Below are 26,381 nucleotides of genomic sequence, written 5' to 3'. Positions count from 1 at the left end.
CCCATGCGCGGATTGAAGAAATTCCTGAAGGACTGCGGCGGCGCCTCGGCCGTGGAGTTCGCCCTGATCGTGCCGATCCTGTCGGGGGCGGCGGTGATGACCTACGACCTGTGGACCGGCTCGAGGGGCGTGCTGGCCATGCGCGCCGGCGTCGAGGCGGGCGCGCAGTACATCCGCGGCGGCGGGTCCAGCGACGCGACGGCGAAGACGATCGCGCTGGCCTCCTGGAAGGACAAGCCGCGCAACGCGGCGGTGACCGTCTCGCGCTCGTGCAAGTGCGGCAGCGCGGCGAACGTCTGCACCGGCCTGTGCGCCAGCACCCAGACCCCGCCGCAGGTGTTCGTGACCTTCGCCGCCAGCGGCACGGGCACCGGCGTGTTCCTGAAGCAAACGCTCAAAGACACGCAGGTGGTCCGTGTCCGCTGAGCGCGCCGTGAAAGCCCCTCGCCGGCGGTTCGCGGGCGACGAGGGCGGGGCGACGGCGGTGGAGTTCGCCATCGTCGGCCCGATCTTCCTGATGCTCCTGTTCGCGCTGATCAACTTCGGCTGGGCCATGCACTGCGCCTCGAGCGTGCGCTACGCCACCGAGGAATCCGCGCGCAAGCTGGCCATCGACGCCGACGTCGACGCGGCGGTGATCAAGGCCGACATCGTCAAGCGCCTGACCCAGATCGCCGATCCGGACGTGACGGTGACGGTGACCAAGGACCGCTCGACGCCGAAGCTGCAGGTGGCCGACGTGGTGACCTCGTACAAGCACCACATCGGCTCGCCGTGGATCCCGGCCTACACGGTGAACTTCCGCACGGAAGTGAGCATCGCGACGCCGCTGTTCGAGTGATCTCCGATCCCCCTTCGGGGGGAGCCGCCGTCCCAGGCGGCGGCGGGGGGCTTCGGCGCGCGCGGCGGTCGGCCGCGCAAGCGCACCAGTACCCGTGGTCTCCGTCGCCTTGCGCCGGAGCCCCCCGAACCTCCGTGCGGCTTAATCCATGGCGGCGAGTTTGCTCCCGGATCGGGGCTGGAGCTCCGCATCCGGCGTGCGGAGGTTCAAAATGATCGTCACCCTCGGGCTTGTCCCGAGGGCCCAGGCATCCGGTGCGCGAACGGTTCTAGCGGAGGTGCGAGCTGAACGCTGGGCCCTCGGGACAAGCCCGAGGGTGACGGGCGTGGGGCGGCGCCGTCGCGCTCCGCTGGAGGCCCCCACGGCGGCTTTGCCGCCGGCTCCCCCCAGCGGGGGGAGATCTAAGGGGGCGCTTGCCCTGCGGTCGCGGCGGGCGGAGACTGTCGCGGTATGCTTGAGATCCGTGACGAGCAGGACGTGCGGGGGTGGCTGGCGGCGCCCGACCACGGGCCGGCCATGTTCCACTCGCTGGACCTGCGGCCGTTCGCGCAGGGCTTCGCCCGGACCACCACGGCCGGCTGCGCCTTCCTGGACTGCGAGCTGGCGCCCGAGACCGCCGCGCAGGCGGTGGCGGAGGGGGCCTATGTGGTGTCCAAGGCGCCGGGCGTGCCGTTCCGCCAGTTTCCGAGCCGCTGGTACACGGTGGCGACCATCTACGACGGCTTCCAGCCGGGCCGGCCGGGCTCGTGGGCCGACTCTTACGACCATCGCTGCTTCCGCTGGTTCATGGAGGAGCAGGCGGTGCCCCGGCGGCTGAACGCGGCCGAGGCGGTGGCGGCCAAGCTGCACGACACGGCCATGGAGCACGCGGTCGGGCGCTTCCTGAAGCAGTGCGGCCGGCGGGCGGTGGCCTTCATGGGCGGCCACGACGTCAGCCGCAACGCGCCCAGCTATCGGGACGTGGCGGTGCTGGCGCGCGACCTGCACCGGCTGGGCTTCCTGATCATCACCGGCGGCGGGCCGGGGCTGATGGAGGCGGCCAACCTGGGCGCGTTTCTCGCGCCGTTCGCCGATCACGAGCTGAACGTCGCGCTGGCGGAGCTGGCCCCGGCCCCGGACTACAAGGAGGTCGACGCCTGGCTGGAGACGGCGTGCGCGGTGCGCGCGCGGCTGCTGGGGACCTGGGACGCGCCCTCGCATCCGGGCGGGCCGAGCCTGGGCATTCCGACCTGGCTGTACGGCCACGAGCCGCCCAACCTGTTCGCCAGCCACATCGCCAAGTTCTTCTACAACGCGCTGCGCGAGGACGGCCTGGTCAGCGTGTCGAGCGGCGGCATCATCTTCGCCGAGGGCAACGCAGGCACGGTGCAGGAAATCTTCCAGGACGCCACGCAGAACTACTATCGCGGGCGCCTCTCGCCGACGCCGATGGTGCTGCTAGGGCGGGATTACTGGCACCGCTCGGCGCATCCGGCCGATCCGAAGGCCAAGCCGCTGTATCCGCTGCTGAAGCGGCTGGCCGAGGAGAAGGGGTTCGAGCGGTCGCTCTTGCTGACCGACGACCTGGAGGAGGCGCGCGAGTTCGTGGTGGCGGCGGCGCGGGCGGCGGAGGTGGAGCTGCGCCTGGCCGACGAGCGCATTCCGGAGCTGGGCCTGTCGGCCATGCCGACCGAGGACGCCGCCGAGCGGCGGGCGGCGCGGGCCTATGTCGAGGGCCTGCTGCGGGCGGCCGAGCGCGACCGCTATCGCGTCGGGGCCGGCGAGGACGGCGTGGCCGACGGCTGCGTCTACGCCCTGTGGGAGATCGCCGCGCGGCTGGGGGCCGGGCGGCCGCTGGCGCGCGAGGCGGGCCGGGAGCGGGCGGCGATCCTGGACTTCGTGGGCGCCGTGCTGGCCCGCTGCGAGGAGGAGCGCGCCGACGGCCACGGCGAGACGCCGGAGGCGGAGGGCCGGGTGGCGGTGCTGCAGGGGCTGTATTCGGCGCTGGAGGCGGGGGCGCACCGGCGGTGAGGGCGGGGGCTCCAGCGGAAACCGCGCCTTCCACCTCCTCCGTACGCCCCGACGAAAGTCGGGGTCCAGGTGAAGCCCACTGAGAGTGGCGGATGAATCTGGGTCCCGACATTCGTCGGGACAGACGGATTTGGAGCGGCTTCAGCGGGCCAGCAGGGCGGCGAGCAAACAGCCCAAGGTCATCCAGAACATCACCGCCCAGAAGCCGTGATTGAGTTCGTTGGCGCGATAGTCTTCGTCGAGGAAGCGGGTGCTGAGCGGGAAATAGGTGGCGGCGATGGTGATCCAGCGCCCGGGCGTGATGAAGATCCGCTCGATCCGTTCTCTCGTCATCGCCGCCGCTCGCGTCGCGCCGGGCGGGTCATCCGTCCGGCGAGGGGCGAGATTGAAACTGTAATGTTTTCAGCCGGGTGAACGCAGCAATTGATCGTCACCCTCGGGCTTGTCCCGAGGGGCCAGGCTTCCGGTGCGCGAACGGACCGAGGGGAGGTGCGAGCTGAACGCTGGGCCCTCGGGACGAGCCCGAGGGTGACGGTATTTGGGGGGGGCTCGCGCGCTCCGCTGGAGCCCCCCACGCCGCCCGCCGGCGGCGGCTCCCCCCGGAGGGGGGAGATCTTGGCTAGTCGGCGACCGTCGTCGCGATCGCCATCGACCGTTTCAGCGTGAGCGTCACCGGGGTGCGTTCGGCGATGTCGGCGAGGCGGGCGCGTTGGGTCTCGTCGAGCTCGCCTTCGAAGCGGAGCGTGCGGTCCAGGCGTTCGACCTCGCCTTCGCGGGCGAAGTGGACGTCGACGTGGGCGGCGGTCAGCGCCCAGCCCTTGCGGCCGGCGTACATGCGAAGCGTGATGGCGGTGCAGGCCGACAGGGCCGCGCACAGCAACTCGTAGGGGGCGGGGCCGGCGTCCTGGCCGCCGAGGTCGGGGCGTTCGTCGGCGGTCAGCCGGTGGTGGCCGGCCTTGAGGGCGACGGCGTAGTCGGTCGTGCCGATGTCGGCGTGGGCGCGGGCCATGGCGGTGCTCCGAGGGCGGGGACCGTGCTTTAGCGCGATGCGCGCCAAAGATCGTCACCCTCGGCGGGGGGCGGCGGCGTCGCGCTCCGCTGGAGGCCCCCACGGCGGCTTCGCCGCCGGCTCCCCCCCGGGGGGAGATCTGGCTAGTTGCCCGACGTCGGCGGGAACTTGGCGAGCACGCTGGTCACCGCGGCGTCGATCTCGGCCTGCGAGACCGGGCCGCTGAGCCGCTGGGTGGCGGTGCCCGACCAGACCGGGCGGCGCGTCTTGGCGTCGAACACGTCGATGGTCAGGGTGCCTTCGGTGATGGTGCGCACGTGGGTCTGGGCGTTCCACCAGCCGCCGCCGGACTGGCCCCAGGCGCCGTAATAGGGGCCGTAGTTCCAGGTCTCGATGCGGTCGCGCTTGCCGAGCGTGAAGCCGACGGCGAAGTCGGGCGTGTCGCTGCGGGTGAAGCCGCGGGCCTGAAGCGTGCGGTTGATGGCGTCGCTGACCCGCTGCCAGGTCAGGGGCGGGGCGCCGGGCTGGGGCGTGTCGCTGGCCAGCGAGAAGGTGTGGAAGCTCGAGAAGTCGACGCTTCGGTCATAGTCGGTGTTGATGTTCGGGCCGGTGGCGCAGGCGCTCAGGCCCAGGGCGACGCTCAGGCCGGCGGCGAGACCCAGCAGGCGGCGACGGTCGGTCATGGCGCGCGCTCCTCGAGACTTGGCCCGCAGGATCGCGCCGGGGCGGGGCCGCGTCGCTCGGCAAAAACCCCGAGACGGGCGGCGGTCTCCCCCGAGGGGGCTCACTTTGCGGGCGGCGGGGGCGGGAACTTGTCCAGCACGGTTTTCACCGCAGCGTCGATCTCGGCCTGGTCGGGGACGGCGCTGATGCGCTGGGACAGGGCGCCGTGCCAGAGCGGCCGCCGGGTCTTCGCGTCGAACACGTCGATGGCCAGGGTGCCCTCGGTGTAGTCGATGACGTCGGGCGAGCCGCCGGACCAGTCGACCGGGCCGGGGCCGCCCCAACCGCCGTAGGACTGGCCGAGGTCCCAGGTCTTGGTCTGCTGCCGGCGGCCGATCGTGAAGCCGATCGCGAAGTCGCCGGGCTGGGCTTGGGTGTAGCCGCGGGCCTGCAGGTCGCGGTCGATCGCGTCGCGCACCTGCTTCCAGGTCGTGGCGACAGCGCCGGCGGGCGGGCTGGTGACGGCCCAGCTGTAGCTGTGCATGTCGACGAAGTCGGCGGTGGCGTCGAACTTCGTCTTCACCTCCGGGCCGGCGAAGGCGCACAGCACCAGAGCGACGACGGGGCCGGCGGCGCGGGCGAGCGGGCGGGCGGACATGCGGGTCAGTCCCGGGCCGGGAAGTCGGCCAGCACGGCGGCGACCACGGCGTCGACGTCGTCGGGCGTGGCGTCGCGGCCGAGGTGCGCGCGCGAGGTCGAGCGCCAGACCGCCTTGCGCGAGGCGACGTCGACCACGGCCACCGTCAGGGTTCCGGGCGTGGGGCCCGTCTGCTCGGGCCAGTCCAGCAGGCCGCCCCAGCTGCGCTGGCCGGCCCGCGGGTCGGGGGCGGCGCTGTAGCGGGGGCCTTCGGTGTAGAGCGGCGGCTTGCCCGGATCGCCGAAGAAGACGGCGACGGCGAACTGGGGCGGCTGGCCCTGGCTGTAGCCGCGCTGCTCGAGGGCGCGGGCCACCGAGGCCTGGGCCTGGACCTCCAGCGCCGGATCGACGTCGGAGGGCGACATCGGGCCGGTCCAGACGAAGTTGCGCCAGCCGGAGACGTCCACCGACGGGTCGGCCTGGACCCGGGCGGCCGGCTCGGCGGCGGCGGTGCACGCGCCCAGGACCAGGGCGGCGGCGAGGCTGAAGAGACGGTGGCGATCGAACATGACGCCCTCCGGCGGAAACGACGGAGCATGGCGTGCTGGGACGGCCGGAGGGATCGGGCAAACCCCGAAGAGGGGTGGGGGAGGTTGCGTAGGGGCGCGCGGTTTCGCGGCGGAATTCCTGTCGCCGGCGCGGGCGGACCCGGGCGGATGCGCGGCGCGTGATGGCGGGCGTAAGCTATTGAAATAACAGACGTGTGGCTGGCGGACGCCAGGCGTCCGCTTGGGCCGGGCTTCAGCCGGGCTCCAGCATCTCAGAGTCAGATATCAGAACCAGACAAAGGTTACTTACACGGGAAAGGCGCGCGGGCGCGCGAGCCGGCCCGTCGAAAAAAGTTCTGGTTTTGTTCTTGACGGCCCCGGGGCGTTCGGCTATCCCTTAGCCACGGTGGATTGCTGCGCCGGGGGCCGAGGCGCTCTCCTGAAGCGCCCGCCGGATCGCTTTTCCCTTTCGAGGTTTCGCCGCGGCGGACCGGGTGGACCCCGGACGCAACGCCCCTGCCCGGGCGGCGGCGACCAAGCTTCGCCGAGCGGCGCGGCCGCCCCTTCGCAGGTCGCCCCTGTGACGGGAGCGCGGGACGCTTCCCCTTCAGCGTTCCCTCCCGAGACCGGCGCTCCCCCGCCGGCCCCGCGGCCCTTCGCGTCGAAATGGCGGTCGCCCCGCCGACCTCGGCGAACCCAATCCTCCCCCTAGCGAAGCGCTGGGGGAGGGGGACCACGCGAAGCGTGGTGGAGGGGGCTCCAGCGTGGCGCTGCGGCTCACGTCGCACTCCGCTGGAGCCCCCCACGGCGGCTGACGCCGCCTGCTCCCCCAGCGCTCCGCTCGGGGGGAGATCTAAGAGTTTCCGCCCCTGACGAGTCGCGCCGAACACGCCTGTGAGCGACCGTTGACCCCTGTCGGCCGAACTCCGACGGGGCGGGAATCCTCTGCGCCCTCATCCGGCTCTCCGCGAAGCTCGCGCTGCGCTGCGGCCGGGATGACGGATTGTGAATTGAGTTTCCGCCCCGGACGAGCCGCCGAGCACGTGATGTTCGCGACCGTTGACCCTTGTCGGCCGAGCTCCGACGGGGCGGGATGCCTTTGCGCTCGACCATTTTCGTCAGCCCCAGGGTGACGTTTTTGGAGGCGGCTCAGCGATCGACCGGCTCAGCGGGAGAAGGTGACGGTGTAGGTGTCGTCCCAGGGGAGCACGTGCGCCTCGAACCGGAAGGGCGCCTCGCCCTCGGCGCACTCGTCTTCGCGGGTCGCGGTGCGGTTGAACGCCTTCAAGGGCACGCAGAACCGGGTGTCGCCGTCCCATTCGTGTCCGTCCGCGGAGCCGGCGAAGGTGTAGAGGACGCCGCCGCGCGCGATATCCTCGTGGCGGCAGGTATGCGGCGCGATCGTGTACCACCCGCGGATGACGTACTGGCCGAAAAGTGGTGTGTCGTAGTGCGCCATGGCCAAAGAGATGGCCTCGTCGTCGTCGTTGCAGAAATCGACCTCCACGTACCGGGCGTCGGCGCGTACGGCCGGCGCCGGGCCGCCCACGGTCGCCGCCAGAACCAGGCCCGCGGCCAACAGGGCCCGTCCGCTCGTCGTGGTGTTCATGTGAAGTCCCCCCGCGCGTGAGTAGGCGCCTGCGCCCGTGTCTTGTCCAGCCGGAGGGCTCACCATGACCGCGTCCCGCTATCGCGCCGCCTTCTGCGAGACGGCGGTGGAGTGCCTGTCAAAGGGCTACAGCCTGGCGGTGTTGGCCGGGGAGCTGGACGTGGCGCGCTCGACGGTGAGCGCGTGGATCGCGGCGCATCCGGCGTTTGCGGAGGCCGTGGCGCGCGGTCGGGCCAAGGGGGCCAAGGTCTGGGAGGACCGGCTGGCGGCCGCCGCGTCCGGCAAGGGCGCGGGCAATGCGACGGTGATCGCGTTCGCGCTGAAGCAGATCGCGCGGGACGACTGGGGCGAACGGGCCGAGAGCGCGCCCGCCGGCCCCGGCGTGGCGGTGACGGTGGAGTTCGTGAGGCCTGGCCATGCCGACCGCTCAGATCCCTGAGGCCTTCCAGGAGCTGTTCCGCCCGGCGCGGCACAAGGCGTTCTTCGGCGGGCGCGGGTCGGGCAAGTCGCATTCGTTCGCTACCGCCCTGGCCCTGCAGGCGGCGAGCGAGCCGCTGCGGGTGCTGTGCGCGCGCGAGATCCAGAAGTCGGTGAAGGAGAGCGCCAAGCGGCTGATCGAGGACAAGATCGCCGAGCTGGGCTTGAGCGGCGTGTTCAGGTCGACCGACGCGGAGATCCGCGGGGCCAACGGCTCGCGGTTCTTCTTCGCGGGCCTGCGGTCGAACCCCGAGGCGATCAAGTCGATGGAGGGGCTGGACCGGGTGTGGGTGGAGGAGGCCGACCGGGTGTCGCAGCGCTCCATCGACCTGCTGGTGCCGACCGTGCGCAAGCCCGGCTCGGAGCTGTGGTGGGCGTGGAACCCGCAGAACGAGTTCGATCCGGTCGACCTGATGTTCCGCGGGCGGACGGTTCCGCCGGACGCGGTGGTGCGCCGGGTCTCGTTCGCCGACAATCCGTGGTTCCCGCAGGTGCTGGCCGCCGAGATGGCGCACGACCTGGCGGCCGATCCGGACAAGCACGCCCACGTGTGGCTGGGCGAATACCGCAAGGTGGCGGAGGGCGCGTACTACGCGCGGCTGCTGTCTGAGGCGCTGGCGCAGGGACGGATCACGCGGGTGCCGGCCGATCCGGCGCTGGAGGTCTGGACGGCGTGGGACTTAGGCGTCGGCGACGCCACGGCGATCTGGTTCGCCCAGGTGGTGGGCCGCGAGGTGCGGCTGGTCGACTATGTCGAGAATTCCGGCGTCGGGCTGGACTGGTACGCGCGGGCCCTGCGCGAGCGCGGCCATGTCTATGCGCCGCTGGTGCTGCCGCACGACGCCATGGCGCGGGAGCTGGGCACCGGCAAGAGCCGGGCGGAGATGCTGGAGGGGCTGGGCTTTCGGGTGCGCATCGCGCCCCGCGTGGGCGTGGCCGACGGGATCGAAGCGGTGCGCCGCTTGCTGCCGCGGACGTGGATCGACGCCGGCGCGTGCGGGCCGGGGCTGAAGGCGCTCGGCGAATACCGCGAGCGGGTGGACGAGAAGCGCCGCGTGGGCCTGGGGCCGCGGCACGACTGGGCGAGCCACGGCGCCGACGCGCTGCGCTACCTGGCGGTGGCCGTCGAGGAGCCGCGGGTCGCGCGGGCCAAGCGCGAGGGCGAGCGCGGGGCCGGCGGGTGGATGTCCTGATCCCTTCTCCCGCAAGGGGAGGGGATGTTCAGGCGCGCTGCAGGCGTTCGCTCAACTGGCGGCGCGTCCACGCGTCGGCGGCCGCGGCCAGCATCCGATAGAGGCGTTCGAGCGGAACGGCCGGGTTGCGCGCCGCGGCCAGGCGGACGCCCGGCACGGGGTCGTCCAGCAGGCGCTCGAGCACGGCCGGGGGCAGGGTGTTCTTTTGCGCGATGCGGGTGCGCACGTCGGGGTCGGGGTCGGCGGCGAGCCGGTCGATCAGGTGCGCAGGAATGCTGCGGTTGTGGGCGACCCAGACGCGCAGCTCCGGCCAGCGGTCGATCACCTCCGCCCACACGGCGTCGGGCGCCGCCGCCCAGGACGAGCGTGAGTATTCTTCCTTGGAATTGCTGAGGCGCAGACGGCGGAATTCCTCCGCGCTCTCGATCGGCGGCCAGTCCTGCATCGTTTCCTCCACCCGATCGCCCCGGCCTTTGGCGGCCGGTGGCGGCGAGTCCCTGGATACGAGTGTGCGCGCGTGGGCGGGGCGGTCAAGGACCGGCGTTCGGCGGGTGGAGGGGGTGGCTGATCCTTCCGCTTTGGCGCCGGGTTGCGGAGGCGTCGCGAGACCCCTCATCCTCCCATGCGGACCTCCGCCCTGCGGGCTCCGGTGCATGGGCTCCGTCCTTCTCCCTCAAGGGGAGAAGGATGCCATGAGATTTCTGAAACGACCGTGCTCTGGGTCCCCGCTTTCGCGGGGATGAGCGGAGAATTTTGCCATGACCGACGACAAGATCCTGGAGCAGGCGCGCGCGGCGTTCGAGCGCTGCGTGGAGCGCGAGGCGGACAATCGGGCGGAGGCGCTGGACGATCTGCGCTTCGCCCGGCTGGGCGAGCAGTGGCCGGCGGAGGTGCGTCGGCGGCGCGAGCGCGAGGGCCGGCCGTGCCTGACCATCAACCGGCTGCCGGCCTTCATCCGCCAGGTGGTCAACGACGCGCGGCAGAACAAGCCGTCGATCTCGGTGCATCCGGTGGACGGCGCGGCCGATCCGGCGGTGGCGGAGATCATGAGCGGGCTGATCCGCCAGGTGGAGCAGGCCTCGGACGCCGACGTGGCCTACGACACGGCGCTGGAGTTCGCGGTGACCTGCGGGGTCGGCTACTTCCGCATCGGCACGGCCTGGGCGCGCGACGACGGCTTCGAGCAGGACGTCATCATTCAGCGGATCGCCAATCCCTTCACGGTGTACGGCGATCCCGACAGCACGGCGGCGGACAGCTCCGACTGGAATTCGTGCTTCGTGGTCGAGAGCCTGACCCCGGCGGCGTTCGAGAAGCGCTGGAAGGGCAAGGAGAAGGTCGACTGGTCGTCGGACGCCTGGGCGGGCCTGGGCGCGCCCTGGTTCGACCGGGGCGGCGAGCGGGTGATGGTGGCCGAGTGGTGGACGCGCGAGGAGGTGCGTTCGTCTGTGGTCGGCCTTTCGGACGGGCGGGTGCTGCCGCTCGACGCGGTCGAGGAACGCGCCGCCGAGCTGGCCGCGGCCGGGGTCGTGCCGGTGGGCGCGCCGCGCGAGGTGGTCTCGCACAAGGTCATCCAGCGGATCCTGACCGGTTGCGAGGTGCTGGAGGAGAACGCCTGGCCGGGCCGGTTCATCCCCATCGTCCCGGTCTACGGCGAGGACCTGAACGTCGAGGGCGAGCGGGTGCTGCGCTCGCTGGTGCGCGACGCCAAGGACCCGCAGCGGATGTTCAACTACTGGCGCACCACCTCGACCGAGCTGGTCGCGCTGGCGCCCAAGGCCCCGTTCATCGGCCGCAAGGGCGCGTTCGAGACCGACGCGGAGAAGTGGGCCAGCGCCAACACCGACACCCACGCCTTCATCGAGTACGACGGGCCGGAGGCGCCGATGCGCCAGCCCTTCGCCGGCGTGCCGGCCGGGGCCCTGCAGGAGGCGCTGAACGCGGCCGACGACCTGAAGGCGATCATCGGCCTGCACGACGCTTCGCTGGGGGCGCGGTCGAACGAGACCAGCGGGCGGGCCATTCTGGCGCGGCAGCGGGAAGGGGACGTGTCGACCTTCCACTACATCGACAATCTGAGCCGGGCGATCCGGCACGCGGGCCGGGTGCTGATCGACCTGATCCCGCGCGTGTACTCGACCGCACGGATCGTGCGGGTGCTGGGGCCGGAGGGCCAGGCGACGGGCGTGCCGGTCAACCAGCCGGTGACGGTGGCGGGCGTGGAGCGGGTGTTCGACCTCGGCGTCGGCAAGTACGACCTGACGGTCACGGCCGGGCCGGGCTTCACGACGCGCCGCCAGGAGGCGGCGGTGCAGATGACCGAGTTCGTGCGGGCTTTCCCCGCCGCCGCGCCGGTGCTGGGCGACCTGCTGGCCAGGAACCTGGACTGGCCGGGCGCCGACGAGATCGCGCGGCGGCTGCAGGCCCTGCTGCCGCCGGCGGTGAAGGGCGCGCAGGGCGGCGCACCGGATCCGCAGGTGGCGCAGCTACAGGCGGTGATGGCGCAGGGGATGGAGCGGCTGAAGGCGCTGGAGGCCGAGAACGCCGCGCTGAAGGCCGGCCGCGAGGTCGAGGCGGAGAAGCTGCGCCTGGAGGCCGAGAAGCTGCGCATCGAGGCGTTCCGCGCGGAGACGGAGCGGTTGGGGGTGTCCGCCTGAACTTGGCGCTGCGACAAGTCGTCCGGCCTGATCGTCGAGACTTTTAAGGATCTGGTGTCGGCTTCGTCCGATCCTGCGCGCGGATTCGTGCGGCAGGAGAGTTTCCATGTGGCGTAGGCTTTGGGCGGCGATCCGTGCGGCGGTGTTCGGTACGGGCGGGCGGCGCGGCGCGCGGGCGCCGACGCAGCCCGTCGAGGTCGCGCCGACGCCGGCGCCTGAGTCCGCGCCCGCGCCGCAACCGGAGCCGCCGCGGGAGCGCGCGTCTGAGCCGGTCGAAGTCGCGCCGGCGCTGGAGTCTGCCCCCGTGCCGCAACCGGAGCCGGAGGCGCGGCGGGAGTCCGCGCCTGAGCCGGCCGATGTCGCGGATCCCTGGTTCGACCTGGCCCTGCTGCGGGCGCTCGCGCCCGAATCCGAACTTGCGCCCGACTCCGCGCCCGAGCCAGGCGTGGACGCGCTGCCGGAGGCGCGGTTCTGGGCGCTGATCGAAGCGGCCGCCGAGGCGCGCGCGGGCGGCTCCGAGGCGCAGGCCGAGGCGTTGCGGGCGGCGCTGCAGGCGCTGACGCCCGAGGAGCTGGTCGCCTTCGAGGCCGCCCTGGCCGTGCAGATGGCCCGGGCCAACCGCTGGGAGCTGTGGGGCGCGGCCACCGTGGCGCTCGGCGGCGCGCCGGACGACGGCTTCGCCTACGCCCGGCTGTGGCTGATCGGCCAGGGCCGCGAGGTGTTCGAGCGGGTGCTGGCCGATCCGGACGCCCTGGCCGACGTGCTGCCCGAGGACGTCGAGGCGGCGCTGGAGTTCGAGGGGCTGATGTACGTCGCCGGCGACGTCTGGTGCGAGAAGACCGGGCGCGAGGCCGAGGAGTGGCCGGGCGCGGGCGTCGACGGGGTCGACGAGCCGGCCGGCGAGCCGATCGAAGAGGACGAGGACCTGCTGGCGAAGCGCTATCCGAAGCTGTGGAAGCGGTTCGCGGAGGCGGCGCTGGGGTGAACCTTCGGCTGGATGAGAGCCCTCGGGCCCGGACTCACGCCACGGCGGTGATCACCAGGTTGAGGAGGACGGGCTTCCTGTTGGCGCGGAAGTCGCAAATCACGGTGTAGGTGTTCAGCGCACGACCTCGACCGCTTCGCGCTCGACCGCCATGGCCGGGCCTGCCGGGCGGATCATCAGGAAGCGGCCTGAGCAGGCGCCGGGGATGGACCAGGCGCCTTCGATCTCGGCGCCGCAGGCGCTGAGCACGCCCGTATAGCGGACCGTGTGGGTCTGGCCGCCGGAGCCGTCGTAGGTCTTGACGAAGCGGACGTCGGCGCCTTGGCGCGCGCCCTCGACCGTGGCGTAGAGCAGGCGGTCGGCGGTGGCGCCGGTCCAGTCGGGCTCGTGCGTGGTGCCGCCGACGTGGCCGCCGGTCTCGAACAGAACGGCGACGAAATCGCCCGGGGCGTAGGGGCCGTCATAGCTGTAGCGGCCGTTCCAGACGCCGGTCAGGGCGGGGGCGGCCGAGAGGGCGTGGGTCATGGCGGCGCTCCGTCGGGCGCGGGTCGGATACCAGTGAAACGCCACGGCGTCACCTGAGCGAAATTCCCAGAAGATTTTGAGGAGGAGGCGGCGATGGCCCAGCCCCCGAAACTGCGCGACGGGCAACGTCGCGTCGACGCCGACGGCCGCCCGTGGCTGGTCGAGAACGGCCGCTGGCGGCGCGAGGCGCCGTGGGAGACCGTGGCGGTCGGCGCGCGGCGGACGCTGGAGGACGCCGACCGGTTCGTGGAGCGCGAGGTGCGGCCGCGACTGGACGCCGTGCTGGCGCCGCCGGCCCGGGCGCCCCGGCGCTCGCAGCGGGCCGCATCGGAGGAGCCGCTTCGCCTGCGCCGGCTGCCCATGGTTCCGCAGTTCGTGGCCGACGGGCGGGCGGCCGGGCCGTCGCTGAAGCTGGGGCTGCTGCCCGCGGCGACGTCGGCGCCGGCGCCCGCCGGGGCGGGCCGCTACGATGTGGACCGGGCGTTCCTGCTGGAGCAGGAGGCCGCGGGCGGCCCGAAGCTGGACATGTACGTCCCCACCGTGAAGGACCGTCCGGACCTGGCGCTTGAGAACAGCGGCCCCACCATCGGCGCCGGGGTCGACCTGGGCCGCAAGGACGCAGCCTACCTGAGGCGGGTCGGGGTCGACCCGGCGACGATCGACAAGCTGAGTCCGTACTTCGGAATGACCCGGCAGAAGGCGTTGGACTATGTGCGGGCGCACCCGCTGAGCCTGAGCGAAGCCGAGGTGGCGGCGCTGGACGCGGCGGTCCAGGACGACCACATCGCCGAGATCGCCAGGACCTTCGACGCCGCCTCGAAGGTGGGGCGGTTCGACCAGCTGCCGCGAAGCACGCAGACGGCGGTCGCCAGCCTATACTTCCAGTACGGGCCGAACGAACCGTGGAAGACCACGCCGCAGTACTGGACCCAGATCACCACCGGCGACTGGGAGGGGGCCCACCGCAACCTGCGCAAGTTCGGCGACGCCTATCCGTCCCGGCGCGGGCGAGAGGCCGACCTGATGAAGAAGGATATCGAGGCGGGGACCCTGCCGCGCGCGGCGCGGTAGTCCGGGTTGACTCGCCGTGTCGAATATCGCTGTCGTCCGGTCTGGTGAGGCTGCGCTTCCTGCGGTCCGGAAGTCGGGGGACGTCATGCGTCGGTTGGGCGGAGCGGTTCTGGCGGCGGTGTTGCTGGCCGCCGTGGGCGCGGGCGGCGCGCTCGCGCAGGCCTACGCGGCCGATCGGGACCCGAATTTCGGCGCCAAGGTCAAGGCCTTCATGGGCGCGCGGAAAGGCGACTACATCGAGCCGGGCGACCTGGCCTCCGGGCAGGTGCTCATGGCCCTGACCGGCCCGAAGGAGCAGAAGACCCTCGACGACGGCGCCGTGCGGTTCGACGGCTGTCGGCTGCACAGCTGCCCCGAAGCGGCCGCGGTGGTGCTCTCGCCGCAGGGCGAGGTGCTCGCGGTGGGGCTGATCCACTTCGGCTGCCACTTCGCGCCGCCGCCGGCGGACGCACCGAAGCGCAAGTCGCCCTACGTGGAGTGCGACACCAGCGCCGGTCCGCGGCTGACCATGTTCGTGAAGCCGGGCGGCGCGTACGGCATGGCGCTGTACCGCTGGGCGGCGGCGACGACCCGCAATCCGGCGATCGCGCGCGAGACGGTGGTCGTCGGCTGAGGCCGCGGCCGGGGCCCGTCAGCCCTCTTTTGGTTTTCCGGGCGTCTCGATGGCCGCGAAGAAGGCGCCGATCAGGGCGCCGACGCCGCCCATGGCGATCAGCCTCTCGACGGTGGGGCCGGTGTGGTTGACCAGGTCGCCGACCAGGTCCCAGCGCGGGAAGACGAAGGCGACCAGCGCCCAGCCGCCGGGCAGGACGATGGCGCCCAGGGCCGCCTGGCGGACGATCGACTTGAACTTGTGCATGCGCGCGCTCCCCCGAGGCGTTGGCGTCCGCAGAAGAGCGCAGTGGGGGAGTCGCGGCAAGGTGGGTGTTCGGCCGGCGCGCTTGAGGGAGGCGCCTACTACGTCGCCACCGCGCCGAGCAGGCCGGTGACGCGGCCGATCAGGTCGGGCGGGCCGCGCAGGATCAGGCCGGCGTGAGCTTCGGATTCCAGCAGGAGGCGCCGGCCGTCGAACCACCATTCGCGGCGGACGATCGGCTGTGGGCCGCCGAGGTCGAGCCAGGCGAGGAAGCGGGGGCGGCCGTCAGCCCGTCGCAGCGCTTGTTTCACGCGGCGGCGCAGCTTCTTGTCGTCGGCGGGGCCCAGGTGGCAGGCGACCTCGGCCTGGGCGGCGCAGGCCTCGGCGCAGGCGGCCAGCTTTTCGGCGTCGTCAGGCAGCTTGCGGGCGAAGGTGTGGGCGTCGAGGAAGTCGGCGCAGGTCTCCATGGCGCAGGCCAGCGCCTTGCGCGCGTGCTCCAGCTCCTGGGGCGTGCGGTGGGGCAGGGCGCGGATCCACACCGGCCGCCAGGGGGCCAGGCGGTCCGCGCGCGGGCCCCTGGGCTCGGCCGTGGCGGCCTTCAGGCGGGCGTGCAGGCCGCCGCCGCCGCCGAGCCGGAAGAAGGCCGGGCGGGGGACGGACTGGACGACGTAGACGCCGCCCAGCCGCGGGTCGCCGTAGCGGCGCAGCTCGATGTCCCAGTCGTGCGGGTCGATGGGCTCCACGCGGGCCTCCTGGGGAGGAGGATGCGGCGCGGGCGGCGGGTCGGGAAGCCGGGGGAAATTAGGCGCCTAATTCAGGACGGTCGGGAAAGCGCCCGAAACAGCTTGGCGGCGAGGGCATCCGAGATCGTCCCGTCGGGCGTGAGCGCGCAGTCTTCGTCAAAGCCGTGTGCGAGAACTTCGTCCAAGAGGCGCTTGCGCAGCACGTCTGCTGGCTCGGCTTCGAGCAACAGAACGGAACCGCCCGACGTTCGGGTCGTCTCGTGTGTGACCGCATCGGGAAGACCCGGCAGGGCTCGCAGGAGATTCAGCTCGTCGGAACTCACGTGAATGGCCAGCCAGGCGCGAGGGTCGTGGATCACAGCGTAGGCGCGTTCGGCGATCTCCCGGTTGCGCTCGCAGGCTTCGGAAAGCCCCATGTGCTCGGCCACGGCCCAGTCGAGATAGGCCTCCAGTTCGTCGATTCCGAGCTCACGACCGACGCCGGCCAGCTGGCCCGCGTAGCTGTCGTATTCATCGCTGGGGCCTCCTTCCGCGCCGGTGTTCACGCCGATCGGGTCCCAGTCCTCCCAGAGAAGTCGGCGAAGGCGTTCGAGCTTTGCGGCCATGAGGCTTGGTACTGTCGGATATGCAAGGGACCAAGCCATTCCTGCGCAGGCGGTCACGCCTCCCGACGGCAGGAGAGTGAAGTGAGGAGCACGCGTCGAGCATGGCGCGACCCCTCACCCTCCCACGCTTCGCGCGGGCCCCTCCCTCTCCCGCAAGGGGAGAGGGAAAATTAGGCCAGCTCGTTGACCGCGAAGGCGTGCATGGCGTCGGCCAGCCACTGGGCGAAGCCGGGGTTGATGGTTTCGTAGCGGGCGCGGAAGTCGGGGTGGTCGAGGTACATGTCGGCCAGGCCCGCGTAGGCGTCGGCGGTCGGCGGGGCCGGCCAGCTCTTCGCGACCCAGGCGTGGTGACGGCGCAGCAGGGGCGCGATGTCGGCGTGGTCGGGGCTGCGGCCGGCGCGTTGCGCGTCGGCGAGGGCGGTCTCGATGGCCTTCAGTTCGTCCATCTGGCCCTGGAAGTCGGTCTTGCTCATGGCGTTCGAGCGGGCGCGGCTGTGGTCGACCACGGGCTTGGCGGCTTCGCCGAAGCGGTCGACGACTTCGGCCTCGTACTGGGCCTGCTTTTCGGGCGCGAAGCCCTTGTAGAGATCGGCGTCCTTCATGGGCGTCTTCATGGGCGCGGTTCCTTCCAGGTCTGCGATGGTTTGGTCGAGCGTCTGCAGCAGCAGCCGGCGCCGCTGGTCCTCTGCGGCCAGGCGTTCGCGGTGGCCGCGCAAGGCGGCCAGGCGGTCGAAGCCCGGGCGGTCGAGCAGGGCGGCGATCTCGGCCAGGGAAAGGCCGAGCTCGCGGTGGAACAGGATCTGCTGCAGGCGCAGGAGCTCGGCGCGGCCGTAGTAGCGGTAGCCGTTGTCGCCGACCTCGGCGGGCTTGAGCAGGCCCAGTTCGTCGTAATGGTGCAGCGTGCGCACCGACACGCCCGACAGCCGGGCGAGGCCATTTACGGTGTGGCGAGTCATGCGCGGCGCTCCCTCATCGCCGGGAGATGTGCGGTCTGACGCGGCGTGAGGGTCAAGCGGGTTCGCGAACAAAATTTCCCGTCATCCCGGAAGCCGCGCCAGCGGCTATCCGGGACCCGGCAAGTGCGAGGCTGACGCTGCGATCCCGCGCTGCAACGCACGCCGCGCTTGCTGGGTCCCGGCTCTCCGCTGCGCTTCGCTCCGCTGCGGCCGGGATGACGGCTTAAATCAAAACAGATCGGCCCGGTCGCGCCGGCACACCAGCCGGTCTTCGTCGCAGACTTCGACGGAGCGGTAGGCGGGCTGTTCGGCCAGGCGGCCGAGGGCCAGGCGTTCGGCTTCGGCGTCGTCGCCGGCGGTGAGGATGGTCAGGTCCAGGACCGCGCTGTCGGCGCGCACGAAGTACAGGATGTAGGCCACGGCGGTCGTCCCCGATGGGGAACGCGCCCCCGCGCGCTCCCTTCCGCTTTGAGAACGACGGCGAGGCCCGGTTTCATCCCGGCGATCAGCGCGTGGCCTTCACCACCACGGGGTCGGGGGCGTTCGGATCGACGGCGGCCTGGTAGCTGGGCGGGATCAGCACCAGCGGCTCCATCTTCATCAGCGACCCGCGCGGTCCGATCCGCGGCGGGGTGACGAAGCCGACCTGCAGGACGATGGGCCGCCCGACGATGGAGGGCGGCGGCGGCGGCAGGTTGATCATGGTCAGGTCCTCGGCCGCGTCGGTCATGGCGTCGTCGAGCGGGAACTGGCCGGTGGCGCGGGTGATGGCCCAGGACTTGATGACGCCGCGCTCGTCGATCTGCAGGGTCGCCTCGGCGATGCGCAGTTCGCCGTGGGCGCCGGCGGCGCGCTGGAGCGCGTAGGGCGCGGGCCCCAGCACCCGGTCCAGCCGCCAGCCGGCGTAGCGGATCCAGCGCGTGGCGGCGGGGTCGGGATCGACCGGGCGCCACAGGGGCTGGGCATGGGCCTGGCTCTGGGCCAGGGACCCGGCGACGAGGGCGGCGGCGACGGCCGCCGCGCCGAGAATGGATGATCTGCCCCGCATGACGCGTCTCCCGTAGGGCCGGCGTCGCCGCCCCCGGAGCGCGCCGCGACCGACGGATCAACCGGCGAGCCGGGCCGGGCGCGTCGGCTTCGCCGCGCACACATTGTCGTGTGGGCGAGGCTTGGCGGCGGGCGGCCGCACGAACGAAGCGCCCGCGTGAACGTTTTTATCGGTTGGGAGTCGGTCGGAGTTCGGGCGTTGCATCTGTTGGTGGTCGAGGATCAGGGCGTGTTCGCGGAAGCCATGGCCGAAGAGCTGAAAGCGGCCGGACACGAGGTCGACGGACCCGCGCGCAGCATGGAGGAGGGCCTGAAGCTGGCCCGCAAGCGCCGCCCGGAGTTGGCGCTGGTCGACATCGGCCTGAAGGTCGAGGGCGACGGCATCATGCTGGCGCGCATGCTGTGGCTGGAGTTCGAGGTGCCGTCGCTGTTCGTCAGCGGCAGCCGAGAGGAGGCGGTGGCCAACGCCGACCTGGCGGTGGGGCTGGTGGAAAAGCCGGTCGCGCCGGAGAAGGTGGTGCGCGCGGTCGAGGCGGCGCGGGCGGTGCTGCACGGCGATCCGGCCCCGGCCGGGCCCTCGGAGCTGACCCTGTTTTCGCACGGCCCGCGCCCCTCGGAGCACCCCCGCAACGTGCACTGACCCGGAAGGAACAGGCCATGGGCCCGCAGAAGGACCAGGCGGCGGCCCCGCAGAGCCAGAAGGGCGGCCGCGACCTCTCGCACGAAAAGACGAAGGCTTTGAAGCGCGGACCGGCCCGGGGCCGGCCGGCGCCTGAGGGCGACATGGTCGGCGGGGCCGACGGCGAGGACGACGGGCTGCCGGCCGCGCTGTTCGCCCCGCAGATCCGCCTGCTGGGCGACATCGACAAGGCGCTGGTCGAGAGCTTCCAGGACCAGTTGAAACGGATCGGCGAGACGGTCGACCCGGTGGTGATCGAGTTGACCACCCTGGGCGGCGACGCCGAGCTGAGCCGGCGACTGGCGCTGGAGGTGCGCCTGGCGCGCCGGCGCACGGACCGGCGGCTGATCTTCCTGGGCAAGACCGCGGTCTACTCGGCCGGGGTGACGGTGATGGCCGCCTTTCCGCGCAAGGACCGCTACATCACGCGCGACACCGTCCTGCTGATCCACGGCCGGCGGATGGACAAGCCGGTGCACTTCACCGGCCCGCTGAAGGCTCAGGCCCAGGTGGCGCGCGAGATCCTGGCCCAGATCGAGGTCGGGCTCGCGCTGGAGCGCGAGGGGTTCGCCGAGCTGGTCGAGGGCGCCGACGTCGGTCTCGACGAGGTGGTCGAGCGGGCCGCGAACAACTGGTACGTCCCCGCCGAGGAGGCGCTGAGGCGCGGGCTGGTGGCGGCGCTGGTGTGAGCGAATTTCACGGCGGCGTGAACCGGGCGCGAGGCCGGTCGGTTGGTCGGGCGGCCGGGCGGGCCCCGGCCGCAGCTCCGGAGGAGAGTTTCCCGTGTCCACCGCCGTTCCCCTGTCCGTCGGCCTGTTCCGACTGACCGCCATCGTCGGGTCGCTGGCCCTGCTGATGGCCTGCTCGCCGAAGAAGAGCGCCGCCGAGAAGGCCGCCGAGGCCCAGCCCGAACCCGCCGCGCCCGAGTCCGTGCCGCCGGCGTCCACGTCGACCGACGCGGTCGGCGCGGCCGAAGCGCCGCCGGCCGGAACCGCCATGCCGTCGACGCCGCCCACCGAAACCCCGCCCGCCGGCGCCCCGGCCGGGACGGGCACGCCTCCGCCGGCGGGTTCGACCTCGCCGCAGTAGCAACAGCGGACCTCTCGTCAGGGAGGCCCCCAGTCCGTGTGCCCCGGCGAAAGCCGGGGGCCAGGTGAAGCCCACCGAGCCTCGTGGATGAATCTGGGTCCCGGCTTTCGCCGGGACATACGGGTTCAGGGCTGGCTTCGTGGATCGCGCAGGAGCGTCACCACGCAGCGATCCACCCTGATCAGGCCGCGGCGCTCGAGTTCGGCCAGGGCGGCCTCGATCCGGCGCGGATCGGCGGTCCCGCCGTCGGCCAGGGCGGTGTAGCTGAATTCCCAGGTCCCGTCGGGGCCGGCGTGGGCCCTGATGATCTCGAGCAGGCGCTCGAGGTCCAGGTCAAAAGCCCCGGCCGTGTTCGTGGATGTGGCCGGGCTCGGGGGGCGGATGACGGTCGCCCCGGCGGCGCCCGGGCCGCAGCAGTTTCCGCAGACGCTTGCCGCCGGGCAGGACCGCGAAGGCCAGGTCGGCCGCGGCCCCGGCCGCGCGCAGCGGCGCGGGCGTTGAAGGCGTCGGCGCGTCGGCCTCCAGCTGGGCCGCGGGGCCGGAGGTGCGCAGCCGGCTTTTCAGGTTCAGCGCCGCCTCGCGGCTGAGTTCGGCCTTGCGGGCGGCCAGCTTCGCGCCCAGCGCGTGGACGTCGACGCCGCGCACGCGGGCCGCCTCGAACAGTTCGGCTTCTTCCTCAGCGGCGTGGCGCAGGGAATAGACGCCCAGCACCCGCACCTTGGCGTCGAGCAGGGGATCGTCGATGGCGGCGGTCTCCACGTCGGCGATCAGCTGGCGGGCGGTGAGGTGCTCGACCTGGGCGTTGTCGATGCGGTCGGGGTCGACCCCCGCCGCACGGAGCGCCGGATAGAACAGCTCCTCCTCGATGCGGGCGTGGACGGCGAGCGTCAGGCACAGCCGCTCGGCCACCGCGACCTTGTCCAGCGGGCCCGAGGCCTGGTCGTACTCGGCCAGCAGGCGGGCGACCGACTGGTGGTCGCGACGCAGCAGCTCCAGGCCGTCGGGAGCGTCCGCGAAGGCGGCTGGCTCGGCCGGCGCGTTGCCGGCGGTGAACGGGTCGGGGGTGGTGGCGTGGGCGGCCGGTGCGGCCGGCCGGTCGGCGGTGGTCATGACGCGGTCCTGACTGGGCACTGTCCTGACAACGCGCGAGGGGGGCGGGGGCTTCCCTGCGTCCGATTCACCGACCGTCATCCCGGCCTGAACGCTGCGGGCGCGCTGCAACGCGCGTGGCGCTTGCTGGGTCCCGGCTCTTCGCGGAGCTGCGCTCCGCTACGGCCGGGATGACGTCCATTTTGGTTTGGAAACCCAGAGGATCCCATGGAAACCGAAACCCCGACCAACCCGGTCGAGGACGCGGACGCGTGCCTGCCGGGAGTCGAGACGGAGGCCGACGGCGCCGACGACTTACGCGAGACGCTCGAAGACCTCGAGACCGAGATCGAGCACGACGGCCAGGTCTATCGCGTGCCGCAGGCGCTGAAGGGCGCCTTCCTTCGCCATGCCGACTACACCCGCAAGACCCAGGAGGTGGCCGAGCAGCGGCGCGCCCTGGAGACCGAGCGGCGGGCGGCGGCGGAACGGGCCGAGCTGGAGCGGGCGCATGCGGCCGACTACGGCCGGCTGGCGGCGCTGGACGCGGCGGTGGCCGATTACGAGGACTACGACTGGGACCTGTGGTTCCGGCAGAACCCCGAGCAGGCGCAGGCCGACTGGGCCCGCTTCCAGCAGGCGCAAGGCCTGCGCGCCGAGGTCGGGGCTCAGTTGCACGCCAGACAACGCTTTTCGACCCTCGAAGCGCAGCGGGATCACGCCACGCGCCTCGAACAGGGCCATGCGGAGCTGGCTCGCGACATCGAGGACTGGTCGCCCGCCCTGGCGCGCGAACTGGCCGTGTTCGGACAATCGCTCGGCTTCAGCGCGGAAGAGCTGAACGCCGTGGTCGACCCGCGCGCGGTGAAGGTTCTGCACGCCGCCTGGCGCGGCGCGAAGGCCCTCCGACAAGAGACCGCCGGGCGCGAGCTCGAGCGGGCCCAGGCGTTCCGCCCGGTCCGTCAGGTCGGAGGCGCGGCCTCCGCCCCGCGCGACCCGGCGCGCATGAGCACCGCCGAGTGGATGCGCTGGCGCAGCGAACAGACCCGCAGAAAGGCACGATAGACGATGGCGAACTCCATCCTCAGCGCGACCCAGGTGACCCGTGAGGCCCTGCGCGTGCTGCACCAGAAACTGAACTTCGTGGGCTCGATCGTCCGCGACTACGACGACAGCTTCGCCCGCAAGGGCGGCAAGATCGGCGACACCCTGAAGGTGCGCCTGCCGAACGAGTACGTGGTGCGCACCGGCGCGGCGCTGGCCACCCAGGACACCAACGAACAGAGCGTCGACTTCAAGATCCAGACCCAGAAGGGCGTGGACCTGAACTTCACCTCGGCCGACCTGACGCTGAGCCTGGACGACTTCTCCGAGCGGGTGCTGGAGCCGGCCATGAGCGTGCTGGCCGCCCACATCGAGGCGGACGCCATGAGCATGTACAAGGACGTCTGGCAGCAGGTCGACAACCAGGGCCAGAAGGCCGACTTCGGCAAGATCCTGCAGGCTCGCAAGAAGCTGGTCGACGCGCTGGCGCCGCTGCCGGACCGCACCTGCAACCTGAACACCCAGGACAATGTCGACCTGGTCGACGCGCTGAAGGGCCTGTTCAACCCGCAGGAAGGCGTCTCCAAGCAGTACCGCGAAGGCTATATGGGCCGCACCGCCGGCTTCGATTTCGTGGAGAACACCCTGTGGCCGTCGCACACGCGCGGCGACGCCGCCGGCTACGTCTGCAACACGGCCACCGGGATCGCCTCGGGCTCGAACACGGTGACCCTGTCGGCGGGCACGGGCACGATCAAGCAGGGCGACGTCTTCACCATCGCCGGCGTGTTCCGCGTGCACCCGGAGACCAAGGCCTCGACCGGCCAACTGCAGCAGTTCGTGGCGACCGCCGACGGCACGACCTCGGTGACCGTGGCCCCGACCCCGATCACCTCGGGCGCGCGCCAGAACGTCAGCATCGCCTCGCCGGGCGCCTCGAAGGCGGTGAGCGTGTCCGGCGTCTCCGGCGTCGCGCACGGCGTTTCGCTGGCCTACCAGAAGGGCGCCTTCGCCTTCGGCACCGCCGACCTGGTGATGCCGCAGGGCGTCGACTTCGCCGCGCGCGAGGTGTTCGACGGCATCTCCATGCGCATCGTGCGCCAGTACGACATCAACCAGGATCGCCTGCCGACCCGGGTGGACGTGCTGTACGGCTACAAGACCCTGCGCCCGCAGCTGGCCTGCCGGCTGGCGAACAACTGAATCTAGGGCGGGGAGGGCGTTCGCGCCCTCCCTTGCTTGGCCGTGGGGCGCGGGGCGTGGATCAGAGCCGAGGCGGCCCCGGATTGGAGACCTTGGTCAGCGCAGCCGCGGACGCGTCGCCGGCGCAGGCCGGGCCGCGGCCGCTCAGCGTCCAGGCGGCGGCGACGTTGTCGGCGGCGATCTGGTGGCCGAGTCCGTTCCAATGGCCGTCGAGCGGCGAGAAGTCGACCTTGCGGCCGGCCCGCGCCTGGTGGGCGCGGAAGGCGGGGTCGAGGTCGACCACGGTGAAGCCGCGAGCGCGGGCCTTGGCGATCAGCAGGGCGCGTTCTGGGCCGTATTCGGGTTCGCGCGCTTCGACGATGGACTCGCGGTCGGCGTCGATCACGAGGGTCACGCGGCTGGGCGGCAGCTCGGCCTGGAGGCGCTCGAGGAAGGCGTCGACCACCCAGGCGACCGGGGCGGGCTCCTGGTCCGGCGCCGGTTTGGCGAAGGCCTCGGACAGGCGCGCGACCGGATTGAAGCCGAGATTGCCGTGGACGTAGCGGAACAGCTTGGACGCATTGATCGCGTCGCGCAGCGGCGTGGTCCCGGCCCGGTCGGTGCGTTCGAGCGTGACGGTTCCGTCGGCCCGCCGCACGAAGTGGTGCATGCCCGGGCGCGGCGCCGTGGCCTCCCACAGGTCGCCGTCGGAGAGCACGACGACCGCGTCGCGGACGTTCAGCCGCTGGCGCGCCCAGTGCAGGTAGCTGACGTAGTCGGACGGCGCCGTCCCGGAGACGCCGAAGCCGTAGACCCGCGTGCAGTCGCCGACGCGCCGGCGCAGGCGGGCCTGCAGGGTCTCGGCGTAGGGGACGGCCAGGCCCTCGACATAGCTGTCGCCGAGCACGGCGGTGACGGGCCCTGTGCCCGTATAGGTCTGCGGGTCGTTGAAGCCGAGATTGTTCAGCCGGCCGGTGCGCGGGTTGAACAGGGTCCAGCCGACCGAGTGCACCCAGTGGCGCCCCGGAACGCCCAGCATCACCGGGCTGGCCTGGTCGACCGAGCGGTAGGCCATGCCGGCGTGGATCGGCGCGACGCGGAGCGCGAGCTCCAGGCCGAACACGCCGGCGAGCCCGCCGAGCGCGAGCGCGACGGCGGCGGTCGCGGCCCGCTTCAGCCTAGAAGTTGAAGTAGATGAAGGCCGAGACATGCTTGGACACGTTGACGATGGCGAGGAAGACGACCGCCGCGGAGACGGCGCCGAGCGCGAAGAAGCTGGCCTGGAAGCGGCGTAGCGGCGCGGCCGCGGCCGGCCACAGGCGCGGCAGCTTCTCCAGCACCAGCTGCTGGGAGTTCGGCGCCAGCCAGACGACGGCGAGCAGGGCGGCGATCAGCCAGGGGCCGCGGCCGTCGACGAACAGCTCGGGCGCACCGACAGCGGCGGGATTGAACATCGACTGGACCAGGGTCCACGCCGTGCCGAGGTCGGCGGCGCGGAAGAACACCCAGGCGACGACGACGGCCAGGAAGGTCAGGAGGCCGGCGAACAGCTTCCAGACCGGCGCACGATCGAGGACCTCGCGGCCCCGCGCGCCGATCAGGCTGCGGAAGGCGTGGGCGATCAGCAGGTAGAGGCCGTGCAGGCCGCCCCAGACCACGAAGGTCCAGCCCGCGCCGTGCCAGAAGCCGCCGATCAGCATGGTGGCCAGCAGGTTCAGGCTGCGCAGGGCCGGGCCTTTGCGGTTGCCGCCCAGCGGGATGTAGACGTAGTCGCGCAGGAAGCGCGACAGGGTCATGTGCCAGCGCCGCCAGAACTCCACGATCGAGCCCGATTTGTAGGGGCTGGCGAAGTTGAACGGCAGGTCGATGTTGAAGGCCTTGGACAGGCCGACCGCCATGTCGCAGTAGCCCGAGAAGTCGAAGTAGAGCTGCAGCGTGTAGGCCAAGGCGCCGGTCCAGGCGTCGGCGAAACCGACGGCGCCGTGGGCGTCGAACACCGGGTCGGCGTAGGCGGAAACCGCGTCGGCCAGCACCACCTTCTTGAACAGGCCGATGACGAAGAACAGGGCCCCGACGGTGACGTTGTCGAGCGAGATCCGATAGGTCGCCTCGCGCCGGAACTGCGGCATCATCTCGCCGTGGTGCAGGATGGGGCCGGCGATCAGGTGCGGGAAGTAGGTCACGAACAGGCCGTAGTGGACCGGGCTGTACTCGCGCGCCTTGCCGGCGAAGGCGTCCACCAGGAAGGCGATCTGGGTGAAGGTGAAGAAGCTGACGCCCAGAGGCAAAACGAGCTTCAGCAGGGGCAGGGCGCCGCCCGAGACGGCGTTGACGTTGCCGATGAAGAAGTCGGCGTACTTGTAGAAGCCCAGCACGGCGAGGTCGGCGACGACGCCGAACACCAGAAGCGCCTTGGCGCGGGCGCGGTCGGTCTCGCGCAGGCGCGCGATCCCCGAACCGACCAGCCAGTTGAAGGCGATCGAGCCCAGGAGCAGCGGCACGAAGCGCCAGTCCCACGCGCCGTAGAACACCAGCGAGGCCAGGGCCAGGAAGCCGGCCGCGGCCGCGCGGCTCCACCGGCCGATCAGGAAGAAGCCGGCGAAGACGATCGGCAGGTACAGAAACAGGAACGCCGGCGACGTGAACAGCATACTCAAGGACCTGAAGCGCGGTTCGCCGGATCGGCGCAGGGATAGGGCGTGCGGGTGACTGCGCCGTTAAGCGCCGAGCCTTCCCGGAGACGGCGGCGGGCGTCGATGACGGCCCGAGCGACCGGAGGCCCGCCGAGGGCGCCTAGTTAACATCACAACGGTGTTTGGCCAGCCCGCCGGGGCGCGACCGATCCACCCACCTTTCAGCGGGAGGC

General features: G+C 72.0%; 31 protein-coding genes. 14 read left to right on the top strand and 17 right to left on the bottom strand.

Annotated features, from left to right (window positions below):
* The first annotated feature begins 3 nt into the window (after positions 1-3).
* The 3 genes from H8B08_RS10355 (at position 4) to H8B08_RS10345 (ending at position 2,851) form a co-directional block, all read left to right on the top strand.
* Positions 4-426: a TadE/TadG family type IV pilus assembly protein gene (locus tag H8B08_RS10355; RefSeq protein WP_187450117.1), complete on the top strand. Its 423-nt coding sequence runs from the start codon at positions 4-6 to the stop codon at positions 424-426.
* Positions 427-433: 7 nt separating this feature from the next.
* Complete coding sequence (locus H8B08_RS10350; RefSeq protein ID WP_187450116.1) at positions 434-841, top strand: TadE/TadG family type IV pilus assembly protein; 408 nt, start codon at positions 434-436, stop codon at positions 839-841.
* 450 nt (positions 842-1,291) lie between these two features.
* Positions 1,292-2,851, top strand: a complete 1,560-nt coding sequence (locus H8B08_RS10345; RefSeq protein WP_187450115.1) for an LOG family protein — start codon at positions 1,292-1,294, stop codon at positions 2,849-2,851.
* 141 nt (positions 2,852-2,992) lie between these two features.
* Here the strand turns inward: H8B08_RS10345 and H8B08_RS10340 are convergent, their stop codons facing one another.
* The 6 genes from H8B08_RS10340 to H8B08_RS10315 all read right to left on the bottom strand — a co-directional run bounded on the left by H8B08_RS10340 (position 2,993) and on the right by H8B08_RS10315 (position 7,317).
* Complete coding sequence (locus tag H8B08_RS10340; RefSeq protein ID WP_187450114.1) at positions 2,993-3,184, bottom strand: hypothetical protein; 192 nt, start codon at positions 3,182-3,184, stop codon at positions 2,993-2,995.
* Between the two features lie 286 nt (positions 3,185-3,470).
* On the bottom strand, positions 3,471-3,860 hold the full coding sequence (locus tag H8B08_RS10335) for an OsmC family protein (RefSeq protein WP_187450113.1): 390 nt from the start codon (positions 3,858-3,860) through the stop codon (positions 3,471-3,473).
* Positions 3,861-4,003: 143 nt separating this feature from the next.
* Entirely contained in the window at positions 4,004-4,543 is a 540-nt protein-coding gene (locus H8B08_RS10330) for a DUF4136 domain-containing protein (RefSeq protein WP_187450112.1), read from the bottom strand.
* Positions 4,544-4,644: 101 nt separating this feature from the next.
* Positions 4,645-5,181 (bottom strand): DUF4136 domain-containing protein, encoded by a 537-nt coding sequence (locus tag H8B08_RS10325; protein WP_187450111.1) that lies wholly within the window; start codon positions 5,179-5,181, stop codon positions 4,645-4,647.
* 5 nt (positions 5,182-5,186) lie between these two features.
* Positions 5,187-5,729 (bottom strand): DUF4136 domain-containing protein, encoded by a 543-nt coding sequence (locus H8B08_RS10320; RefSeq protein ID WP_187450110.1) that lies wholly within the window; start codon positions 5,727-5,729, stop codon positions 5,187-5,189.
* Between the two features lie 1,144 nt (positions 5,730-6,873).
* A complete protein-coding gene (locus tag H8B08_RS10315) occupies positions 6,874-7,317 on the bottom strand; it encodes a DUF1036 domain-containing protein (RefSeq protein WP_187450109.1) in 444 nt (147 codons plus the stop codon).
* Positions 7,318-7,381: 64 nt separating this feature from the next.
* Here H8B08_RS10315 and H8B08_RS10310 point away from each other — a divergent pair, with 64 nt between their 5' ends.
* Both H8B08_RS10310 and H8B08_RS10305 read left to right on the top strand, forming a co-directional pair.
* On the top strand, positions 7,382-7,756 hold the full coding sequence (locus H8B08_RS10310) for a hypothetical protein (protein ID WP_187450108.1): 375 nt from the start codon (positions 7,382-7,384) through the stop codon (positions 7,754-7,756).
* Complete coding sequence (locus H8B08_RS10305) at positions 7,734-8,987, top strand: PBSX family phage terminase large subunit (protein ID WP_187450107.1); 1,254 nt, start codon at positions 7,734-7,736, stop codon at positions 8,985-8,987. Before H8B08_RS10310 ends, H8B08_RS10305 begins: the two co-directional genes overlap by 23 nt.
* Positions 8,988-9,015: 28 nt before the next feature.
* Here the strand turns inward: H8B08_RS10305 and H8B08_RS10300 are convergent, their stop codons facing one another.
* Positions 9,016-9,432, bottom strand: a complete 417-nt coding sequence (locus tag H8B08_RS10300; protein ID WP_187450106.1) for a hypothetical protein — start codon at positions 9,430-9,432, stop codon at positions 9,016-9,018.
* A gap of 313 nt (positions 9,433-9,745) precedes the next feature.
* Between H8B08_RS10300 and H8B08_RS10295 the strand changes: the two genes are divergently transcribed.
* On the top strand, positions 9,746-11,644 hold the full coding sequence (locus H8B08_RS10295) for a portal protein (RefSeq protein ID WP_187450105.1): 1,899 nt from the start codon (positions 9,746-9,748) through the stop codon (positions 11,642-11,644).
* Between the two features lie 106 nt (positions 11,645-11,750).
* Positions 11,751-12,629, top strand: coding sequence for a DUF4240 domain-containing protein (locus H8B08_RS18925; RefSeq protein ID WP_222934405.1), 879 nt, complete (start codon positions 11,751-11,753; stop codon positions 12,627-12,629).
* A 114-nt stretch (positions 12,630-12,743) separates the two neighbouring features.
* On the opposite strand, the gene H8B08_RS10285 is transcribed toward H8B08_RS18925, so the two are convergent.
* Positions 12,744-13,154, bottom strand: coding sequence for a hypothetical protein (locus H8B08_RS10285; protein ID WP_187450104.1), 411 nt, complete (start codon positions 13,152-13,154; stop codon positions 12,744-12,746).
* A 93-nt stretch (positions 13,155-13,247) separates the two neighbouring features.
* On the opposite strand from H8B08_RS10285, the gene H8B08_RS10280 reads away from it, so the two are divergent.
* Together H8B08_RS10280 and H8B08_RS10275 are read left to right on the top strand one after the other, a co-directional pair.
* Positions 13,248-14,225, top strand: a complete 978-nt coding sequence (locus tag H8B08_RS10280; RefSeq protein WP_187450103.1) for a pesticin C-terminus-like muramidase — start codon at positions 13,248-13,250, stop codon at positions 14,223-14,225.
* A gap of 85 nt (positions 14,226-14,310) precedes the next feature.
* On the top strand, positions 14,311-14,838 hold the full coding sequence (locus tag H8B08_RS10275; protein ID WP_187450102.1) for a hypothetical protein: 528 nt from the start codon (positions 14,311-14,313) through the stop codon (positions 14,836-14,838).
* 18 nt (positions 14,839-14,856) lie between these two features.
* Here H8B08_RS10275 and H8B08_RS10270 read toward each other — a convergent pair whose 3' ends face one another.
* The 6 genes from H8B08_RS10270 to H8B08_RS10245 form a co-directional block, all read right to left on the bottom strand.
* Positions 14,857-15,084: a hypothetical protein gene (locus tag H8B08_RS10270; RefSeq protein ID WP_187450101.1), complete on the bottom strand. Its 228-nt coding sequence runs from the start codon at positions 15,082-15,084 to the stop codon at positions 14,857-14,859.
* Between the two features lie 98 nt (positions 15,085-15,182).
* Positions 15,183-15,824, bottom strand: a complete 642-nt coding sequence (locus tag H8B08_RS10265) for a hypothetical protein (protein WP_187450100.1) — start codon at positions 15,822-15,824, stop codon at positions 15,183-15,185.
* 71 nt (positions 15,825-15,895) lie between these two features.
* Entirely contained in the window at positions 15,896-16,429 is a 534-nt protein-coding gene (locus H8B08_RS10260) for a hypothetical protein (RefSeq protein WP_187450190.1), read from the bottom strand.
* Between the two features lie 170 nt (positions 16,430-16,599).
* Positions 16,600-17,385 carry a MerR family transcriptional regulator gene (locus H8B08_RS10255; RefSeq protein WP_187450099.1) on the bottom strand — a complete coding sequence of 262 codons (786 nt, stop codon included), beginning with the start codon at positions 17,383-17,385 and terminating at the stop codon, positions 16,600-16,602.
* A 228-nt stretch (positions 17,386-17,613) separates the two neighbouring features.
* Positions 17,614-17,805 carry a hypothetical protein gene (locus tag H8B08_RS10250; RefSeq protein WP_187450098.1) on the bottom strand — a complete coding sequence of 64 codons (192 nt, stop codon included), beginning with the start codon at positions 17,803-17,805 and terminating at the stop codon, positions 17,614-17,616.
* Between the two features lie 85 nt (positions 17,806-17,890).
* Positions 17,891-18,433, bottom strand: coding sequence for a hypothetical protein (locus H8B08_RS10245; RefSeq protein ID WP_187450097.1), 543 nt, complete (start codon positions 18,431-18,433; stop codon positions 17,891-17,893).
* Between the two features lie 198 nt (positions 18,434-18,631).
* On the opposite strand from H8B08_RS10245, the gene H8B08_RS10240 reads away from it, so the two are divergent.
* The 3 genes from H8B08_RS10240 to H8B08_RS10230 all read left to right on the top strand — a co-directional run bounded on the left by H8B08_RS10240 (position 18,632) and on the right by H8B08_RS10230 (position 20,200).
* Positions 18,632-19,072, top strand: coding sequence for a response regulator (locus H8B08_RS10240; RefSeq protein ID WP_187450096.1), 441 nt, complete (start codon positions 18,632-18,634; stop codon positions 19,070-19,072).
* A gap of 17 nt (positions 19,073-19,089) precedes the next feature.
* Positions 19,090-19,800 carry a peptidase S14 gene (locus H8B08_RS10235; RefSeq protein ID WP_187450189.1) on the top strand — a complete coding sequence of 237 codons (711 nt, stop codon included), beginning with the start codon at positions 19,090-19,092 and terminating at the stop codon, positions 19,798-19,800.
* A 94-nt stretch (positions 19,801-19,894) separates the two neighbouring features.
* Positions 19,895-20,200, top strand: coding sequence for a hypothetical protein (locus tag H8B08_RS10230; protein ID WP_187450095.1), 306 nt, complete (start codon positions 19,895-19,897; stop codon positions 20,198-20,200).
* 333 nt (positions 20,201-20,533) lie between these two features.
* Here the strand turns inward: H8B08_RS10230 and H8B08_RS10225 are convergent, their stop codons facing one another.
* On the bottom strand, positions 20,534-21,310 hold the full coding sequence (locus tag H8B08_RS10225; protein WP_222934404.1) for a hemerythrin domain-containing protein: 777 nt from the start codon (positions 21,308-21,310) through the stop codon (positions 20,534-20,536).
* A 207-nt stretch (positions 21,311-21,517) separates the two neighbouring features.
* Between H8B08_RS10225 and H8B08_RS10220 the strand changes: the two genes are divergently transcribed.
* Positions 21,518-22,354, top strand: a complete 837-nt coding sequence (locus H8B08_RS10220; RefSeq protein ID WP_187450094.1) for a hypothetical protein — start codon at positions 21,518-21,520, stop codon at positions 22,352-22,354.
* A 3-nt stretch (positions 22,355-22,357) separates the two neighbouring features.
* A complete protein-coding gene (locus H8B08_RS10215; protein ID WP_187450093.1) occupies positions 22,358-23,536 on the top strand; it encodes a P22 phage major capsid protein family protein in 1,179 nt (392 codons plus the stop codon).
* Between the two features lie 61 nt (positions 23,537-23,597).
* Here the strand turns inward: H8B08_RS10215 and H8B08_RS10210 are convergent, their stop codons facing one another.
* A complete protein-coding gene (locus tag H8B08_RS10210; RefSeq protein ID WP_187450092.1) occupies positions 23,598-24,725 on the bottom strand; it encodes a hypothetical protein in 1,128 nt (375 codons plus the stop codon).
* Positions 24,694-26,166, bottom strand: a complete 1,473-nt coding sequence (locus tag H8B08_RS10205; protein ID WP_187450091.1) for an MBOAT family protein — start codon at positions 26,164-26,166, stop codon at positions 24,694-24,696. The genes H8B08_RS10210 and H8B08_RS10205 overlap by 32 nt, the downstream gene beginning before the upstream one ends.
* Positions 26,167-26,381: the final 215 nt, after the last annotated feature.

This window comes from Caulobacter sp. 17J80-11 (genome assembly GCF_014349105.1).
Taxonomy (GTDB): domain Bacteria; phylum Pseudomonadota; class Alphaproteobacteria; order Caulobacterales; family Caulobacteraceae; genus 17J80-11.
Note: the sequence above shows the minus strand (reverse complement) of the source record. Positions and strands in the feature narration are given on the sequence as shown.